The following is a 14,557-nucleotide window of genomic DNA, read 5'->3' as shown; positions in this document are numbered from 1 at the left end:
GGCAACGCTCTATCATCAGAACTTCATTGATCCTTGCAGGTACAGCGTGCGCGGCTGACCGGCGTAAAGCCCTTTGTTGTTATCGTCGTACGAGCGGGTGTAATACGCATGGTCGAAGATGTTTTTCACCCCCAGCGCGAGGTTGAGATTGGCCATCTGCGGGCCAAAGTCATAGGCCACGCGAGCGCCCCACAGCATATAGCCGGGAATGCGGCCGGTGCTGCCATCGGCGCTTTCGGCAACGGTATTGGCGTTATCGGCAAACTGGCTCGACTGGAAGTCGCCGTTGAAGTTAAACGTCCAGCTGCCGGGCTTGTAATCGACGCCAAAGGTGCCTTTGTGCTTCGGCGAGAAGGGAACCTGGTTACCGTAGGTATCGCCTTTCTCGCGAATTTCAGCATTGACGTACGCATAGCTGGCGTAGACAGAGAGATTATCAAGCGCGGGTGAAAGCTCGCCGAGGGCGTAACGGGTTTGCGCTTCCAGGCCGCTATGACGGGTTTTACCGCGGGCGGTGACCGTGTCATTGGTCTGGTTGGAATCGTACTGATTGTTGAAGTTAATCAGGAACAGCCCCATCTCTGCGGTCAGCGCGCCGTCATCGTAGCGGGTGCCGACTTCCCAGGTTCGCGCTTTTTCCGGTTCCACATTGCCGCTTTGCACAGCCTTGCCAATCTGGCTGTACTGTACGGTGCCGAATGAGCCTTCTGTGTTGGCATAAAGATTCCAGCTGTCGGTGAGGTGATAAAGAACATTCAGCGCCGGGAGCGGGGCGTTATAGCTGACCCGTTCGCGGGTGCCCAGCAGATTATTGTCCTGATAAGACTCAATGTGCTCAAAGCGCATACCTGGCGTAATCGTCCAGTTGCCGATATCCACGCGATCGTCGATATACCAGGCGTGGGCTTCGGTGCCGGAACGGGTATCGCGATCGTACGGACTGGCGGTGCTGGGCAGCTCGCCGCTGGTGGTCGCGGTGTAGTAACGCATCTCGTGGGTCGATTCGTTGACGTAGCGATAGCCGACGCCGACTTCGTGGGCGGATGGGCCGATCATAAAGCTTTGGCTGTAGCGCGGCTCGATGCCGCGGACCCAATATTCGCGCGGGGAGAGGGTAATGCGCTTACCCTGTTCCAGGTAGCCGCTGCGCAGGGTATGGGTATAGAACCCCTGAATATTAAATTTATGCTGCGCATCCGGCTGGTACTGGTAGCCGAGGCTGGCGAGCTGGCGGCGCCCCCAAAAGCGGTCATAAGGACGCGTGGACTGCCAGCGGTCGGCGTTGTAGTCGGCGCGGGAGAGGCCGCCGGGCATATCGGCTTCGCCGTCATAGTATTGCAGCAGGCTGTTAAAGGTATGGACTTCGTTGGGCGCGTATTTGCTTTTCAGCATCACATCATCAATCCGCGTGGCGCTGTGTTCGCGCCAGTCGCTGCCCCGGGTGCCGGAGTAAAGCAGGGCGGATCCGAAACCGTTGTCCGCCGTGCCGCCGATCGCGAGGTTATGCGTCTCTTTCGGGTTGTTTTGCGAAGAGGTGGGGCTGAGCTGCCCTTCAATGCCGCCCTGAATGCCAAAATCCTCGGGGATGGCGCGGGTGACGAAGTTCACCACGCCGCCGACGCTCTGCGGCCCGTAGCGCACCGCGCCGCCGCCGCGCACGACATCGATGGCGTCCATATTGCCGAGCGAGACCGGCGCCAGCGAAAGCTGCGGCTGGCCGTAGGGGGCAAAGGGAACCGGGATACCGTCCATCAGCACCGTGGAACGGCTGGCAAGCCGCGGGTTGAGGCCACGAATACCGAAGTTCATCGCCAGGTCGTGACTGCCGGTGCCGGTATTTTCCGGCGCGTTGACGCCGGGGATCCGGTTCAGCACTTCGCGCATCGTGGCGGCGCCGGTTTTGGCGAAATCCTCCCGACGGATCACGTCGCGGGCGCCGGCGTGCTCAAAGACATCGTTTGCGCGCGCGTCGCCAAGCCAGTCCCCGACGACGGTGAGGGTGGATTCTGCACTGACGGACGCGGGCTCCAGCTCCAGGGTCCAGACGTTCTTGCCCAGCGGCTTGAGCCGTAATCCGCTGCCGTTCAGCAGCCTGCGTAAACCCTCTTCGGTTTCAAAGCTGCCGTGCAGGCCCGGACTATGCTTGCCGCGCGTCAGGCTGGCGTCGGCGGAAAGCGTGATACCGCTGCGGGCGGCATATTGGTTCAGGGCGTGATCTAACTCCCCGGCGGCAATATCATACTGCGCGGCGGCGAATACCGGCGCGGCAGCCAGCCCCGCTAGCGGCAGCAGGCTTAAACGGATTGCCATCACCAGAGGCATCGGTTTGCGTAAAACGCGTAAAGGCGTCATCTCTTCTCCACCATCGTTTTTGGTTATATTCATCAGATAAGTCGAACGAGCAGGGGAAAAGGGACAATAGAGAATGAGAATTTTTTCGATTTTTTTTCTCAGGCCGGAACGAGCGTGACCCAGTAGCGGGTGACAGACCGCAATGTAATCGGCAGCGTTTGCGCGATAACCTGCAGAATGGCATCAGGGTCGCCCAGCGGAAAGGTGCCGCTCAGGCGTAAATCGGCCACGGCGGGATCGCAGCGCAGCACCCCGGAGCGATAGCGGGCGAGGGTTTCGACCACTTCGCTCAGCGGGGCGTCGTGGAAGGTCAGCACGCCCCGGATCCAGCTATCCTCGCCGCCGTTGAGCTTAACCAGGGCGGCGAAGCGATCGCGGGTAAACCACAGGCTTTCCCCGGCGTTAACGCGTTGGGCGCTGCCGGACGGTAAAACCACTTCTACGGCATGCTGCTGTACCGCCAGCCGGGTGCCGCCGGCAAACTGACGGACGGTGAATTCGGTCCCGAGTGCGGTGAGAGTGCCTTCCCGCGTTTGCACCCGGAAAGGCCGCTGCCGGCTGTCGTGAGCGGTCCTGATGGCGATTTCGCCGTAGCGTAAATGAACCATGCGCTGCCGCGCGTCAAAACGGACGTCGGCGGCACTTTCGCTATTCAGCGTCAGCAGCGAACCGTCGGCAAGCCGCTGCGGGCGCGGTATCCCTTTCGCCGTCCGGTAGTCGGCGCGGAGGCCCTCCGCCAGCTCGGACTCCCAGAGCCGCCAGCTACCTCCGGCCGCCAGCAAAAGCATCAGCCCTTTCAGCACGTGGCGACGCGCCAGACGGCTATCGTGAAGAGCACGGCTGGCCAGCCCGCCCGGCAGTTGCCCCATCTGCTGACGCAGGTTTTCTACCTGCTGCCACGCCCACTGATTTTCGTTGTTTTGCTCATACCACTGCTGCCAGCGGGCCTCCTGCTGCGGACTGACGCGCCCATCGCTGAGGACCGCGTACCAGTGCGAGGCGGAACGCAGCGCCTGACGACGGGATTCGCTTAGCGTCGGTTTCACAGGCTATTCTCCAGACGGAAAAGCAGGCAGTGCTCGGTGGCTTTCGCGATATATTTCTTAACCGAACTGACGGAAACCGCCAGGCGGCTGGCGATATCGGCGTAGGTCAGCCCTTCAAGCTGCGAGAGCAAAAACGCTTCCCGGGCTTTTGCGTTAAGCCCGTCCAGCATGGCATCGATCTGCTGTAACAGTTCGAGCTGGCTCTGCCGTAGCTCCGGTGAGGGAGAGAGCTCTGGCGGTAGCTGAGAGAGCATGTCGAGCCAGGCGCGCTCCAGGGCGTTGCGGCGGAACAGGTCGATCATCACCCGTTTAGCAATCGTGCAGAGAAAAGATTTTGGATCGCGAATCGTCAACAGCGACTCGCCGGCCATAATTCGGACAAAGGTGTCCTGCGCTACGTCGTCGGCGTCATAAGCGGATTGCAGCTTATGGGTAAGCCATTTTTTCAGCCAGCCATGATGGTCGCTATAGAGCGAGGCAAGCGTCAGCGGAGAGGCGATGGCGGAAGAAGGTGACATAGCCAGGTTCAGGAGAGTTGATCAATACGGCATATGTTAATATGAGAATGGTTATCATTTCAATAAAGCGTGGCAGGGATAAGGGCCATACAGACCCATAGTAACGATAAGTGATTGTTAAATATTGAATAGATTTTTCCCCTCATTGCATCATTTCTTTCCCTTTCTGCTTAATGCAAATAAAATTCATTATCATTATTCCCTCCTTAACCTTAATGTTGTATTTATAATGCATTTTATGAAGAGTGAGGAAAGTCAAATGAACGCAAGCGAAAAAGCCGGACATACGTTTTTGGCAAGCCTGGGGAAAACCCGCTTACGCCCCGGCGGCATTGAAGCCACAGAGTGGCTATTTCAGCAGGCGGGTTTTACCGCCGACAGTAAAGTTCTGGAGGTAGCCTGTAATATGGGGACAACCTCTATTGAGCTGGCGCAGCGTTTTCGCTGCAGCGTTTACGCCATCGATATGGATAAAGACGCGCTGGCGAAAGCCCGGCAAAATATCGTTCGCGAAGGTGTGGATCATCGGGTGATAGTGATGGAGGCGAATGCCGCTCGGCTGCTATTTGCCGATGCAACGTTTGATATGGTGATAAATGAAGCGATGCTCACCATGTATGCGGATAAAGCCAAAGAGAAACTGGTGGCGGAATATTTTCGCGTTCTTAAGCCCGGCGGTCGTTTGCTGACGCACGATATCATGTATACGCAGGATGCGCTGGGAGAGGACGCCCGGCGGCAGCTGCAGGGGGTGGTGAAATCCCACGTCAGCCCGCTGAGCGCCGCCGCCTGGCAGACGCTTTTCCAACGGACCGGCTTTGATGCCGTAAGCATTCATCATGGACCGATGTCGCTGATGTCGCCGCGAGGGTTGATGAAAGATGAAGGTTTTAAACAGGCGCTAAAAATTGTCGGCAATGGTTTGTTGAAGCGCGAGAATCGTCCGAGATTTTTATCTATGTTGCGTTTTTTTCAACGTCATAAAAGGCATTTGAACTTTATTGCCTGCTGTTCTGTTAAAGCAACGGAGGTAAAAAGTCTGAAATAACCCACCGGCGATATGGATAATTGTCGATAAATATTAATTATTGTCAGGAAAGTAAAATAAGCTGATTCTTATTTTAGTCATTTCTCTGACACTCATTTTTAATATTGCTATTTTATGTCAGTGAGGCTTATGGAAGATAAAGGAATAGCCTGTCCGCAAACGTTGTGAAAAGGATAACAGAAAGCAGAGGCTACCCCGACCTCATCTGGATGCAGCCGTACCTCGACGCGGCTTCAGCTGCGGCCTGCGGGTTACCACGGCGACGTTCTGGTTGGAAAAGACGCATACTTTATGTTGAATGATTAGCGCGTTAATCATTCTTGCGGTGGATATTTGAGGTTTATTATTCACTTTTTTATTTACATTTTGTTACAGGTGTGCTGGTATTGTGTTTTTTTCTGTTGGCCTCTTTTTTTACTTGCCGGAGTGAATTTACCAGGATTATTATTGTCTGAACTGCTACACGTACCGCCTAATGACAGATGAAGGGACTCGTTTTTTCCTTAAGCGTTACCTCATGTTCTAATGTTTACAGGAAAAAACATGTCTTACGCTTTTAATAAAAAACTTCTTCATCCCCGTAATTGGGGGACCTGGTTTGGCCTGGGCGTGCTCTGGCTCATCGTCCAGCTTCCTTATCCCGTCTTGCATCTTATCGGTACCAGCGCCGGTCGCGCATCCCGGCGCTTCCTGAAACGCCGTGAGCATATCGCCAGACGCAATCTCGAACTTTGCTTTCCCACCATGTCGCCCGCGGCGCGCGAAAAGCTTATCGAACAGAACTTCATGTCGCTAGGGATGGGTCTGATTGAAACAGGGATGGCATGGTTCTGGAGCGATGAGCGCGTTAAGAAATGGTTTGACGTGGAAGGTATGGTCAATCTCAATAATGCTCTGAGCGAACAAAAAGGCGTGATGGTCGTTGGCGTCCACTTTATGTCGCTTGAACTGGGTGGCCGTACGATGGGGCTGTGTCGTCCGATGATGGCGACCTACCGTCCGCATAATAGCCCGTTAATGGAGTGGGTGCAGACGCGCGGTCGTTTGCGCTCGAACAAGGCGATGATTGACCGTCGTAATTTATCCGGTCTGGTACATGCCTTAAAGTCGGGTGAAGCGGTGTGGTTTGCGCCGGATCAGGACTACGGCCCGAAGGGGAGCGTATTTGCTCCGTTCTTCTCGGTACAGCAGGCAGCAACGACCAACGGTACCTACGTACTCTCTCGTTTGTCGGGCGCGAAAATGCTCACCATCAGCATGGTGCGTAAAGCGGACCGCAGAGGTTATAGCCTGCACATCAGCGACGTCATGAGCGACTATCCTGGCGAAGATAAACAGGATGCGGCAAGCTATATCAACAAGGTTATTGAGAAAGAGATCCTGCGCGCGCCGGAGCAATACCTGTGGGTTCACCGCCGCTTTAAAACCCGTCCGCTGGGCGAAACTTCGCTCTATTAAGCCCTCCGCACTCGCGGCGCTTTCAAAATGGTCCCGGTTGCGTTAACGTGCGCGGGATCATATTTTTTGTTGTAAGCGAAGGAGTGCGTTGTGTTCGCTGAGTTTGGTGTATTGAATTACCTGACCTATCTGGTCGGCGCTATCTTTATCATCCTGGTTCCCGGCCCGAATACCTTTTTTGTCCTCAAGACCGGCATCGCCCACGGCGTTAAAAAAGGGTATCTGGCGGCGGCAGGCGTGTTTATTGGCGATGCGGTGCTGATGTTTCTGGCTTTTGCCGGCGTCGCGACGCTCATCAAGACTACGCCGGTGCTGTTCAATATCGTGCGTTACCTGGGGGCGATTTATCTGCTGTGGATGGGCGGCAAGATGCTCTACGCGGTGTTAACCCAGCGTGATGGTCATTCGTCTGCTGATTCCGAGCCGGGCAGCGCGATTCTCAAACGTTCGCTGACCCTTAGCCTGACGAATCCAAAAGCGATTCTTTTTTATGTCTCATTCTTCGTGCAGTTTATTGACGTCAGCGCCAAAACGCCCGGGCTGGCGTTCTTTATTCTGGCGCTGACCCTGGAGATAATCAGCTTCATCTATATGAGCTTTTTGATCCTCTCCGGCTCTTTCGTTACGCGTTACGTGAAGACGAAAAAGAAGCTGGCGAAAATCGGCAACAGTCTGATAGGCCTTGTGTTTGTCGGTTTTGCCGCCCGTCTGGCGACGCTCCAGTCGTAATCGTTGGGGGCCGGTACGCGGGACCGGCCCTATAGTGACTGTCACTGCCTCGTAACAAAATCCCTTCAATTTTGATTGCATTGGTGTTACATATACAGCCGATTATCGCTCAGAAAAAAGGGAACCCGGATGATTCTGCAGAAACTCACCAGCAATAAAAACAGCAAGAAGTTCTTTTTGTCGATCGCGGCGATCTTTGCCATCGCGCTTATCGTGGTTGGGCGCGCCACCTTTGGCGGCGTGGTGAGTGAATACAATATGCCGTATTCAGAATGGACGACGTCAATGTTCTTCCTGCAGGGGGCAATGGTCACGGTTTACAGCATTGTGTTTACGCTGCTGTTTTCCATCCCGCTGGGTTTCCTCTTTTTAGGTTCCGACCGCCGGGACTAATTTCATGCAATAAGGCGAACCGAAGTTCGCCTTATTATGTTTCCACGGCTATCGCCAGTCTCTGTCGTCATGATGATGGTGGCGGTGTTGATGGTGATAGCCTGGGTCGACAATACATCCCGATAACAGCGTGCAAAGCGCGAGAATCAACGGCAACACGATCGGTTTTTTCATTTCTCACTTCTCCAGTTAAATCCGTGCGCAAAAACGGGCATGCGGCATCGGCTGATGAGGTGAGTGTATGCTTTTAACTTATTGAGTAGATGAGATAACTCTGCAATCCTTGCCGAAAAGACGCGCGAATAATCCTGGATTTACCACCAGCCCAATTGCGTACCCGCCACGGCGACGATGGCGACAATAAGCATAATTATGGTGCTTTTTTTCATTACGCTCCGCCTGGTGCCGCATAGCCGCCGACAAAAAACCAGCCCAGAAAAACCACGGCGACGATAAAAATAGCCACCGGAAATAGAATACCCAGTCTCATTATTGAGCCCCTGTAAGTGCGAGTCGTGTCGACTATGATACGGGATTTCACCGTAGATTAGTCAATATGAAAAAAACGCCCCTGACGGCGAGACTGCTTATCCTGATACATCGCCTCATCTGCGGCGCGCAGCGCCAGTTCAACGTCGATCTGCCAGGGGTCGGCTTCAATCACCCCAAAACTGGCGCCGGGGTAGTTAATCCGGTGTTCGCCAAGGAAATAGATCCCCGCCAGCGCTTGACGTAACGCGGCGATATACTCCTGCTGGTCGGCTGAATCGGGACCCGGACCGACAATTAAAAACTCATCGCCGCCGAGACGACCTACAATATCGCCGCTGCGCACGCGTGCGGCCAGGCGTTCTCCGATCTGAATCAAAAAGCTGTCGCCGCACGGGTGGCCGAATCGATCGTTGATTGCTTTGAAATCATCGAGATCGATAAAAATCAGCAGCACGCTGCGCTGCTGTTCCCGGGCCTGCGAAAACTGTGCGGCAAGATGCTTAAACAGCGAGCGGCGATTCGGCAAACCCGTAAGCTCGTCGGTATACGAATGCATCTCCAGCGCGACGTTAGCCGCCCGAAGCTGCTGTACCAGCGTCTCTTTCTCAACGTAATGGGAGATGAGGTTGGCAAACAGATTCATCACCTGCTCACCCTCAATGTTATAGGGCTGTCTTGCCCGGCTGGTGGCGCACAGCGTGCCGAATAATGAGCCGTCGGTCAGGCGCACGGGAATGCTGAAAAAGGTGGCGATCCCCAAATCCTGGGCGGCGAGACACGAACGCCAGCGCTCGGCAACATCGTTGCTAAAAATGCAGCGGTCGTCCAGCGCGCGTTTGCACAGCGAGTCGTTCCACGGGACGGAGAACCCTTCGGGGATCTGCATTTCGCTGCTGTTGTGCGCGTACATAATATGCTGGCGCTGCGCGTCGAAGTCGATACGAGTCAGGTAGGTAGATTCCATTCGGGTAACCAGCTCCAGCATCTCAAGCAGCTGTCGCACCAGGGTTTCGAGGGAGTGTTCATTAGCGAGCGTTTGCGACACGCGAGCGAGAATAAAATCGGACATGAGAAATACGGCTCCCGAATGCTAATCGTCACTACCAGCAAATGATGCTAAAAAACAATCAGCGCAGAATTAACAGAGATACACAAAATTTAACACATCTGGGGGGAGAATACCTGCATCCGCGGCGGGAAAAAAAGCCCCGTCGGGGGCGACGGGGAAAACTCATTGATTATGGAATGATCTGTTCTCTGGTCAATTCGAGAACAGGGCTACTCTACGATGCAAAAGTGCAGCTAAAATGGAGAAACCGTGGAGATTCAGGGTGAAAGACCGTTTTAATCGATTAAGGAGGGGAAATGAAGGGGATGATAGTCATGCTGCCTCTGGCGCTTGCCGGATGCGCGCAGACTCAGCCGGCACAGCAAGCACACCCGATAGGGATGGCTAACCCGGCTTCGGTATACTGCCAGCAGCTGGGAGGGAAACAGGTTCCTGTCCAAAGCCCGCAGGGCGTGCGCACCGAGTGCAAGCTACCCAGTGGTGAAACGTTAGATGAATGGGCGCTCTGGCGCCGCGATCATCCGGCTAAGTCATAGCGCTTTCAGCCAGTCAGCCAGCACCTGGGCATGGTTTTGCCGGGTGTTTTTCGCCGCGTAGAGCAGCGTCAGCGGCTGCTGCCTGGCAAGCGCGGCCAGGCGCTCGCCTTCATCGCGGTGGGCTTCCAGCTCCTGGCGATAGCGCTGGCTAAAGTGAGCAAAATCAAGCGTCTCGCCGTGAAAAGCCTTACGCAAATCAGTCGATGGCGCCAGGATTTTGCACCACTCATCGTAATTCAGGGCCTCTTTTTTTATTCCGCGCGGCCACAGGCGGTCTACCAGTATCCGGTAGCCGTCGCTCGCTTCCTGCGGGTCATAAACCCGTTTACATTGAATCATCGTCACTCTCCCTCTGTTCCATCCAGGCAAGCAGCTGCGGCAACTGCTGCTCGGAAAATACCGTTATCCCGTATTCGCGAAGCAGGGCGGCGGCAACGCCAGCGCCGGGTTTGCGCTGTCCGTTAAAGGTACCATCATAGATAAACTGACTGCCGCAGGTTGGGCTGCCGTCGGTGAACAATGCTGCGGTACAGCCTTCCTCCTGCGCTGCTTTTAGCGCCAGCCAGGCGGCCAGCTGATAGCGCGCAGTGACGTCCTGGCCGTCACTTTCAACAATTTTCGCACGGTTTTGCATGACATCCGCTCCCTGCGCGCCAAGGATTTCCGCCGGTAGCCTGGGGATGGGCAATCCGGCAGCCAGCTCCGGGCAGTGGGTGACCAGCCGCCCCTCGCTCTGCCAGCGAGACAGCGCGTTAGTCAGCCGGGCTTTGTGGCTGCCGTTATAGCGAACCTGAAAGCCCATCAGGCAGGCGCTAACCAAAATTTTGTCCTTCATCATTCATCCATAGCGATTTGTCTGCCCTATACCATAGCGCCAGTCAGGCTAAATTACTCGCGTTCAGAAGCGGACAAAATAAGGATTGTGTTCTGCCGTTGAGATCGCTAACCTGAGGCTCCTTGTGTTGCCTGATATTCGCTCTGACATAAGGATCCTGCTATGAACTCCCCCCTGCGTATTGCCCTGGTTGGTGATTACAACCCTGATGTAGTTGCCCATAAAGCGATTCCCCTGGCAATTGATGATGCCGCCGCCGTACTGGAGCTGCCGCTGCGTTATGACTGGCTGGCCACCAGCGAAATAAAGTCCGCTGACGATCTCGCTGATTACGATGCTATCTGGGTGGTTCCCGCCAGCCCCTATAAAAACGCCGAAGGCGCGTTTATCGCTATACGCCACGCGCGGGAAAACAGCATTCCGTTCCTTGGCACCTGCGGAGGATTCCAGCACGCGATTATCGAATACGCGCGCAACGTTATGGGCTGGCGGGATGCCGCACATGCGGAAACCGATACCGAAGGCCGGATGGTTATCGCGCCGCTTAGCTGCTCGCTGGTAGAAAAGTCGGACAACATTGAACTGCGGGCCAATACGCTGATCTCTCGCGCCTATGGCCGCGACAGTATTGAAGAGGGTTACCACTGCAGCTACGGGATTGCCGACGATTTTGCCCGCGAGCTGGAGCAGGGCGACCTGCGGGTTACGGGCTGGGATGATGACGGTGAGATTCGGGCGGTAGAACTGGTGACGCATCCGTTCTTCGTCGCCACGCTATTTCAGCACGAGCGCAATGCGCTGGAAGGCAGACCTGCGCCGCTGGTTCACGCGTTTTTACGCGCGGCAAGTCAGTGAGCGAGCGCCCGGCGGCGGTTGCCGGGCGTCGATATCGCTAGCCGTTGATCTCCCGATCGCGACCGGCCAGCGCGCCAAATACCGCCATCGCAACGGAAATCAGCGCCACGGCGATCAGCGGGATATGCCAGTCGCCGTTGGCATCATGAATTTTTCCCATCACCGGCGGTCCGCAGGCGGCCAGCAGATAGCCCACCGCCTGCGCCATTCCCGACAGCGCGGCGGCCTGATGCGCCGAGCTGGCGCGCAGCCCGATAAAGGTCAATCCCAGAATCATGGTCGCGCCGGAACCGAAGCCAAAGATAAGCGTCCACAGCACCGCCTGAGCGGGTAAAAACCATAAACCGAGCGCGCTGACTGCGCACATCAGGGCGACCAGCACCGCAATGCCGCGCTGATCTTTCAACCGATGCAGTATTAACGGGATCGCCAGCCCCGGCGCCGCGGTGGCGAGCTGGAGCAACCCGTGCAGGGAGCCCGCCTGCGCTTCGCTGTAGCCTATGCTTTGCAAAATGGCGGGCAGCCAGCCGATGATGACGTAGTAGACCAGCGAGTTAATCCCGAGAAACAGCGTCACCTGCCAGGCCAGCGCCGAGCGCCAGATCCCGCGGTTGTGGATGGCACCCGACCCCGTCAGCGGCGCGGTGACTTGCCTGCGCGCCTGCGGTAGCCAGATAAACAGCGCCAGCAGCGGAAATGCCATCAGCATCAACAGCGCGCCGCGCCAGCCCAGTCCGGCGAGCGCCAGCGGAACGACCATTGCCGAACCCAGCGCCGCCGCGCCCCCCATGGTGAGAGAGTAAGCGCCGGTCATTTTGGCGACGTGCTGCGAGAAGTCACGTTTGATCAGTCCGGGCAGCAGAACGTTTCCCAGGGCGATGCCGCAGCCGATAATCGCGGTTCCGATAAACAGCAGCGAGACGAAGGGCAGGGAGCGCAGACCCACGCCGAGGCAAATCAGGATCATCGCCAGCAGCAGACTACGTTCAATGCCGAATCGGCGGGCGACACCCGCCGCCAGCGGCGAGACCAGGCCAAAGGCCAGCAGCGGCAGGGTGGTTAACAGACCGGTTTGCGCGGTGGTGAGGCCATATTCGCTGCGAATGGCATCAAGTAGCGGCGCGGCGCCGGTAAAGGTGACCCGCAAGGTGGTGGCGATAAGCAGAATACCGGCAATCAATAGCAGATTACGGCGGCCGGCAGAAGGTGAAACAGAATTCATGGCTATCTCTAACAAGAATACGTGGCGCTTACCATAGCCTGTTTGCCGCCTGTTTAAATCAAGCTAAAATGACAGATTATCGCTAAAATCGGACAATATCATGATCGGACTCGGCCTGGACGGCTACGACCCGGACAGCGGCCACGAAGCGGCGGCGGCTTTTCGTATTCAGGTGGTCGCGGACGAGCAGTACATTCCGCGCCATCATCACCGTAAAGGTCAGCTCATCCTGGCGCTACACGGGGCGCTGACCTGCGAAGTGGAGAACGCGATGTGGATGGTGCCCCCGCAGTACGCGGTGTGGGTACCGGGACAGGTGCCGCACAGCAATCGCGCGACGCCGGAGGCGCAGGTCTGCTTTTTATTTATTGAACCCCACGCGGCGCCGATGCCGGATTTCTGCTGCACGCTAAAGATTTCGCCGCTGGTGCGCGAGCTTATCCTCGTTATGGCCGAGCGCGGCAGGGCCGAACTCGCTAAACCGGCAATGAACCGCCTGGTGCAGGTGCTGTTCGATGAACTCCCGCAGCAGCCGCAGGAGCACCTGCAGCTCCCGGTCTCCGGGCATCCAAAAATTCGTCAGATGGTGGACACGATGGCCGTCGACCCGGCCCGCTGGCAAACGCTGGCGCAGTGGGCGGCGGAGTTTGCCATGAGCGAACGCAATCTGGCGCGGCTGGTGGTGCGTGAGACGGGCTTAAGCTTTCGCCGCTGGCGACATCAGCTGCAGCTGATCCTCTCCCTGCAGATGCTGATCCGCGGGCAGACGGTACAGCAGACGGCGCAGAGCCTGGGCTATGACTCGACCACCGCCTTTATTACCATGTTTAAAAAGGGCCTCGGGCAAACCCCGGGGCGCTATCTTGCCAGCCTGGCTACGACTTCCCAATAAACAGCGAAATGATCCCGGCGGCGATCAGCGGGCCGACCGGGACGCCGCGGAAGAGGGCGACGCCGAGCACGGTGCCGACCAGCAGTCCGGCTACCAGCTGCGGCTGCGAGCCCATCAGCGCCACGCCGCGCCCGCCGAGCCAGGAAACAAAAACCCCCACGGCAATCGCCAGCAACGATTTCCAGTTCACGAAGGAGTGCAGCAGCGTAGAGGGCGGTAGCGTGCCGCTGGCAATGGGCGCCATCACGCCGATGGTGAGAATAATAATACCGATGGTCAGCCCTTGCTTTTCAATCCACGGAAAGAAGGCGTTGAGCGGGGTGACGCGGACGATAATTAATACCAGGATTGAAATAGCTACGGTGGTGTTATGGCTAATAAAGCCGAGCGCCGCCAGGCCCAGCAGTATTAACAGGGTGGTGTCGAGCATGTGCAGAGGTCCTTGCCAGAATATAAAAAAGAACAGCCCGTTTACTCTACGCATAATCGCGTAAGTAAACAGGTTTTTTATCGCAGACTCGCGATTTGAGGCATCTGCACGATCGATTTTCCCCCGCGGTACAATGCGCGCCCTGGCGCAGGAGAGGGAACAATCAGGCTTCGCGATGAAACGCGATCAGTTCCGGACGGGCAATACGCAGATAGTCGGCGGTATCAAGGATGATGGACTTATCAAGCTGCCCGGCGTTGAAGGCGATTTCCGGGAAGCGCTCAAACAGCAGCGGGTCGGCGACCAGGCGTAAAGAGGGGTGGAAGCTGAAAGGGGGAATGGCGCCAAAGACGCAGGCGGTCAGGGCGTCAACTTCCGCCGGACTGGCCAGAGAGGCTTTGCTGCCGCCGACGTATTCGGCCAGACGGGCTAAATCCGCCTGTAGATCGGCGGCAAGGATAGCCAGAACGTGCTGATTAACCCCATGTCCTTTAATTTTACATACCAGCGCTTTTGCTCCCTGACCCAGCGCGGTGCCGCGGATCTTCGACACGGCTTCACACTTTCCGACGGCTTCATGTTCCACGACCCGGTAACGGGCGTGGTCGCGGTTAAGCAGCGCCAACAGCTGCTGATGAATACTCACTTTTACCGGCGCGTTCATGTCGTTTTTTTCCTTAAA

The 14,557-nt window shown here is 56.5% G+C and carries 19 protein-coding genes; 7 read left to right on the top strand and 12 right to left on the bottom strand.

Going from position 1 to position 14,557, the window contains the following annotated elements:
- Positions 1-15 precede the first annotated feature (15 nt).
- The 3 genes from fecA to fecI all read right to left on the bottom strand — a co-directional run bounded on the left by fecA (position 16) and on the right by fecI (position 3,916).
- On the bottom strand, positions 16-2,352 hold the full coding sequence (gene fecA / locus JLG71_RS16595) for a TonB-dependent Fe(3+) dicitrate receptor FecA (RefSeq protein ID WP_148851351.1): 2,337 nt from the start codon (positions 2,350-2,352) through the stop codon (positions 16-18).
- 98 nt (positions 2,353-2,450) lie between these two features.
- Entirely contained in the window at positions 2,451-3,398 is a 948-nt protein-coding gene (fecR, locus tag JLG71_RS16590) for a ferric citrate uptake sigma factor regulator FecR (RefSeq protein WP_025106939.1), read from the bottom strand.
- Entirely contained in the window at positions 3,395-3,916 is a 522-nt protein-coding gene (gene fecI, locus JLG71_RS16585) for a ferric citrate uptake sigma factor FecI (protein WP_134896766.1), read from the bottom strand. Before fecI ends, fecR begins: the two co-directional genes overlap by 4 nt.
- 259 nt (positions 3,917-4,175) lie before the next feature.
- On the opposite strand from fecI, the gene JLG71_RS16580 reads away from it, so the two are divergent.
- From JLG71_RS16580 to JLG71_RS16565, 4 genes are all read left to right on the top strand, one after another.
- Complete coding sequence (locus tag JLG71_RS16580; protein WP_134897957.1) at positions 4,176-4,964, top strand: class I SAM-dependent methyltransferase; 789 nt, start codon at positions 4,176-4,178, stop codon at positions 4,962-4,964.
- Between the two features lie 543 nt (positions 4,965-5,507).
- On the top strand, positions 5,508-6,422 hold the full coding sequence (lpxP, locus tag JLG71_RS16575; RefSeq protein WP_004138325.1) for a kdo(2)-lipid IV(A) palmitoleoyltransferase: 915 nt from the start codon (positions 5,508-5,510) through the stop codon (positions 6,420-6,422).
- Positions 6,423-6,512: 90 nt separating this feature from the next.
- Complete coding sequence (gene leuE / locus JLG71_RS16570) at positions 6,513-7,151, top strand: leucine efflux protein LeuE (protein ID WP_025106941.1); 639 nt, start codon at positions 6,513-6,515, stop codon at positions 7,149-7,151.
- 129 nt (positions 7,152-7,280) lie between these two features.
- A complete protein-coding gene (locus JLG71_RS16565) occupies positions 7,281-7,544 on the top strand; it encodes a DUF2534 family protein (protein ID WP_004131510.1) in 264 nt (87 codons plus the stop codon).
- Between the two features lie 48 nt (positions 7,545-7,592).
- Here the strand turns inward: JLG71_RS16565 and JLG71_RS16560 are convergent, their stop codons facing one another.
- The 4 genes from JLG71_RS16560 to JLG71_RS16545 all read right to left on the bottom strand — a co-directional run bounded on the left by JLG71_RS16560 (position 7,593) and on the right by JLG71_RS16545 (position 9,105).
- Positions 7,593-7,718 carry a hypothetical protein gene (locus JLG71_RS16560; RefSeq protein ID WP_086074258.1) on the bottom strand — a complete coding sequence of 42 codons (126 nt, stop codon included), beginning with the start codon at positions 7,716-7,718 and terminating at the stop codon, positions 7,593-7,595.
- Between the two features lie 140 nt (positions 7,719-7,858).
- Positions 7,859-7,933 carry a protein YoaJ gene (gene yoaJ / locus JLG71_RS28635; RefSeq protein WP_100248259.1) on the bottom strand — a complete coding sequence of 25 codons (75 nt, stop codon included), beginning with the start codon at positions 7,931-7,933 and terminating at the stop codon, positions 7,859-7,861.
- The gene (locus JLG71_RS16550; RefSeq protein WP_004101234.1) at positions 7,933-8,034 is read right to left on the bottom strand and encodes a YoaK family small membrane protein; all 102 of its coding nucleotides are present in this window, start codon (positions 8,032-8,034) and stop codon (positions 7,933-7,935) included. Before JLG71_RS16550 ends, yoaJ begins: the two co-directional genes overlap by 1 nt.
- Positions 8,035-8,091: 57 nt before the next feature.
- On the bottom strand, positions 8,092-9,105 hold the full coding sequence (locus JLG71_RS16545) for a sensor domain-containing diguanylate cyclase (RefSeq protein ID WP_025106942.1): 1,014 nt from the start codon (positions 9,103-9,105) through the stop codon (positions 8,092-8,094).
- Between the two features lie 296 nt (positions 9,106-9,401).
- Here JLG71_RS16545 and JLG71_RS16540 point away from each other — a divergent pair, with 296 nt between their 5' ends.
- Positions 9,402-9,641 (top strand): putative hemolysin, encoded by a 240-nt coding sequence (locus tag JLG71_RS16540; RefSeq protein ID WP_046876548.1) that lies wholly within the window; start codon positions 9,402-9,404, stop codon positions 9,639-9,641.
- On the opposite strand, the gene JLG71_RS16535 is transcribed toward JLG71_RS16540, so the two are convergent.
- Together JLG71_RS16535 and JLG71_RS16530 are read right to left on the bottom strand one after the other, a co-directional pair.
- Positions 9,636-9,980 carry a DUF488 domain-containing protein gene (locus JLG71_RS16535; RefSeq protein ID WP_014228940.1) on the bottom strand — a complete coding sequence of 115 codons (345 nt, stop codon included), beginning with the start codon at positions 9,978-9,980 and terminating at the stop codon, positions 9,636-9,638. The genes JLG71_RS16540 and JLG71_RS16535 overlap by 6 nt on opposite strands.
- Positions 9,967-10,476 carry a DUF523 domain-containing protein gene (locus JLG71_RS16530; RefSeq protein WP_148849533.1) on the bottom strand — a complete coding sequence of 170 codons (510 nt, stop codon included), beginning with the start codon at positions 10,474-10,476 and terminating at the stop codon, positions 9,967-9,969. The genes JLG71_RS16535 and JLG71_RS16530 overlap by 14 nt, the downstream gene beginning before the upstream one ends.
- Before the next feature lie 162 nt (positions 10,477-10,638).
- Between JLG71_RS16530 and JLG71_RS16525 the strand changes: the two genes are divergently transcribed.
- On the top strand, positions 10,639-11,331 hold the full coding sequence (locus tag JLG71_RS16525; protein ID WP_032749536.1) for a CTP synthase C-terminal region-related (seleno)protein: 693 nt from the start codon (positions 10,639-10,641) through the stop codon (positions 11,329-11,331).
- Between the two features lie 37 nt (positions 11,332-11,368).
- On the opposite strand, the gene JLG71_RS16520 is transcribed toward JLG71_RS16525, so the two are convergent.
- Positions 11,369-12,553 (bottom strand): CynX/NimT family MFS transporter, encoded by a 1,185-nt coding sequence (locus JLG71_RS16520; RefSeq protein WP_032692759.1) that lies wholly within the window; start codon positions 12,551-12,553, stop codon positions 11,369-11,371.
- A 97-nt stretch (positions 12,554-12,650) separates the two neighbouring features.
- Here JLG71_RS16520 and JLG71_RS16515 point away from each other — a divergent pair, with 97 nt between their 5' ends.
- The gene (locus tag JLG71_RS16515) at positions 12,651-13,445 is read left to right on the top strand and encodes an AraC family transcriptional regulator (protein ID WP_171820989.1); all 795 of its coding nucleotides are present in this window, start codon (positions 12,651-12,653) and stop codon (positions 13,443-13,445) included.
- Here JLG71_RS16515 and JLG71_RS16510 read toward each other — a convergent pair.
- Both JLG71_RS16510 and JLG71_RS16505 read right to left on the bottom strand, forming a co-directional pair.
- Positions 13,429-13,875: a DUF441 domain-containing protein gene (locus tag JLG71_RS16510; RefSeq protein ID WP_004138309.1), complete on the bottom strand. Its 447-nt coding sequence runs from the start codon at positions 13,873-13,875 to the stop codon at positions 13,429-13,431. The two genes, JLG71_RS16515 and JLG71_RS16510, sit on opposite strands and share 17 nt — an antisense overlap.
- A 163-nt stretch (positions 13,876-14,038) precedes the next feature.
- Entirely contained in the window at positions 14,039-14,539 is a 501-nt protein-coding gene (locus tag JLG71_RS16505; protein WP_004850011.1) for a YbaK/prolyl-tRNA synthetase associated domain-containing protein, read from the bottom strand.
- Between the last annotated feature and the right edge of the window lie 18 nt (positions 14,540-14,557).

This window comes from Klebsiella michiganensis, assembly GCF_015139575.1.
Lineage (GTDB): Bacteria > Pseudomonadota > Gammaproteobacteria > Enterobacterales > Enterobacteriaceae > Klebsiella > Klebsiella michiganensis.
This window is presented reverse-complemented; position numbering and strand designations above follow the sequence as displayed.

Bases quoted from the DNA above. Each gene is read 5' to 3' on its own strand.
- JLG71_RS16565 (WP_004131510.1), top strand. From the start codon at position 7,281: ATGATTCTGCAGAAACTCACCAGCAATAAAAACAGCAAGAAGTTCTTT.
- JLG71_RS16560 (WP_086074258.1), bottom strand. From the start codon at position 7,718: ATGAAAAAACCGATCGTGTTGCCGTTGATTCTCGCGCTTTGCACGCTG.
- JLG71_RS16520 (WP_032692759.1), bottom strand. From the start codon at position 12,553: ATGAATTCTGTTTCACCTTCTGCCGGCCGCCGTAATCTGCTATTGATT.
- JLG71_RS16550 (WP_004101234.1), bottom strand. From the start codon at position 8,034: ATGAGACTGGGTATTCTATTTCCGGTGGCTATTTTTATCGTCGCCGTG.
- JLG71_RS16510 (WP_004138309.1), bottom strand. From the start codon at position 13,875: ATGCTCGACACCACCCTGTTAATACTGCTGGGCCTGGCGGCGCTCGGC.
- JLG71_RS16525 (WP_032749536.1), top strand. From the start codon at position 10,639: ATGAACTCCCCCCTGCGTATTGCCCTGGTTGGTGATTACAACCCTGAT.
- JLG71_RS16535 (WP_014228940.1), bottom strand. From the start codon at position 9,980: ATGATTCAATGTAAACGGGTTTATGACCCGCAGGAAGCGAGCGACGGC.
- JLG71_RS16505 (WP_004850011.1), bottom strand. From the start codon at position 14,539: ATGAACGCGCCGGTAAAAGTGAGTATTCATCAGCAGCTGTTGGCGCTG.
- lpxP (WP_004138325.1), top strand. From the start codon at position 5,508: ATGTCTTACGCTTTTAATAAAAAACTTCTTCATCCCCGTAATTGGGGG.
- JLG71_RS16530 (WP_148849533.1), bottom strand. From the start codon at position 10,476: ATGAAGGACAAAATTTTGGTTAGCGCCTGCCTGATGGGCTTTCAGGTT.
- JLG71_RS16545 (WP_025106942.1), bottom strand. From the start codon at position 9,105: ATGTCCGATTTTATTCTCGCTCGCGTGTCGCAAACGCTCGCTAATGAA.
- JLG71_RS16580 (WP_134897957.1), top strand. From the start codon at position 4,176: ATGAACGCAAGCGAAAAAGCCGGACATACGTTTTTGGCAAGCCTGGGG.
- fecA (WP_148851351.1), bottom strand. From the start codon at position 2,352: ATGACGCCTTTACGCGTTTTACGCAAACCGATGCCTCTGGTGATGGCA.
- fecI (WP_134896766.1), bottom strand. From the start codon at position 3,916: ATGTCACCTTCTTCCGCCATCGCCTCTCCGCTGACGCTTGCCTCGCTC.
- JLG71_RS16540 (WP_046876548.1), top strand. From the start codon at position 9,402: ATGAAGGGGATGATAGTCATGCTGCCTCTGGCGCTTGCCGGATGCGCG.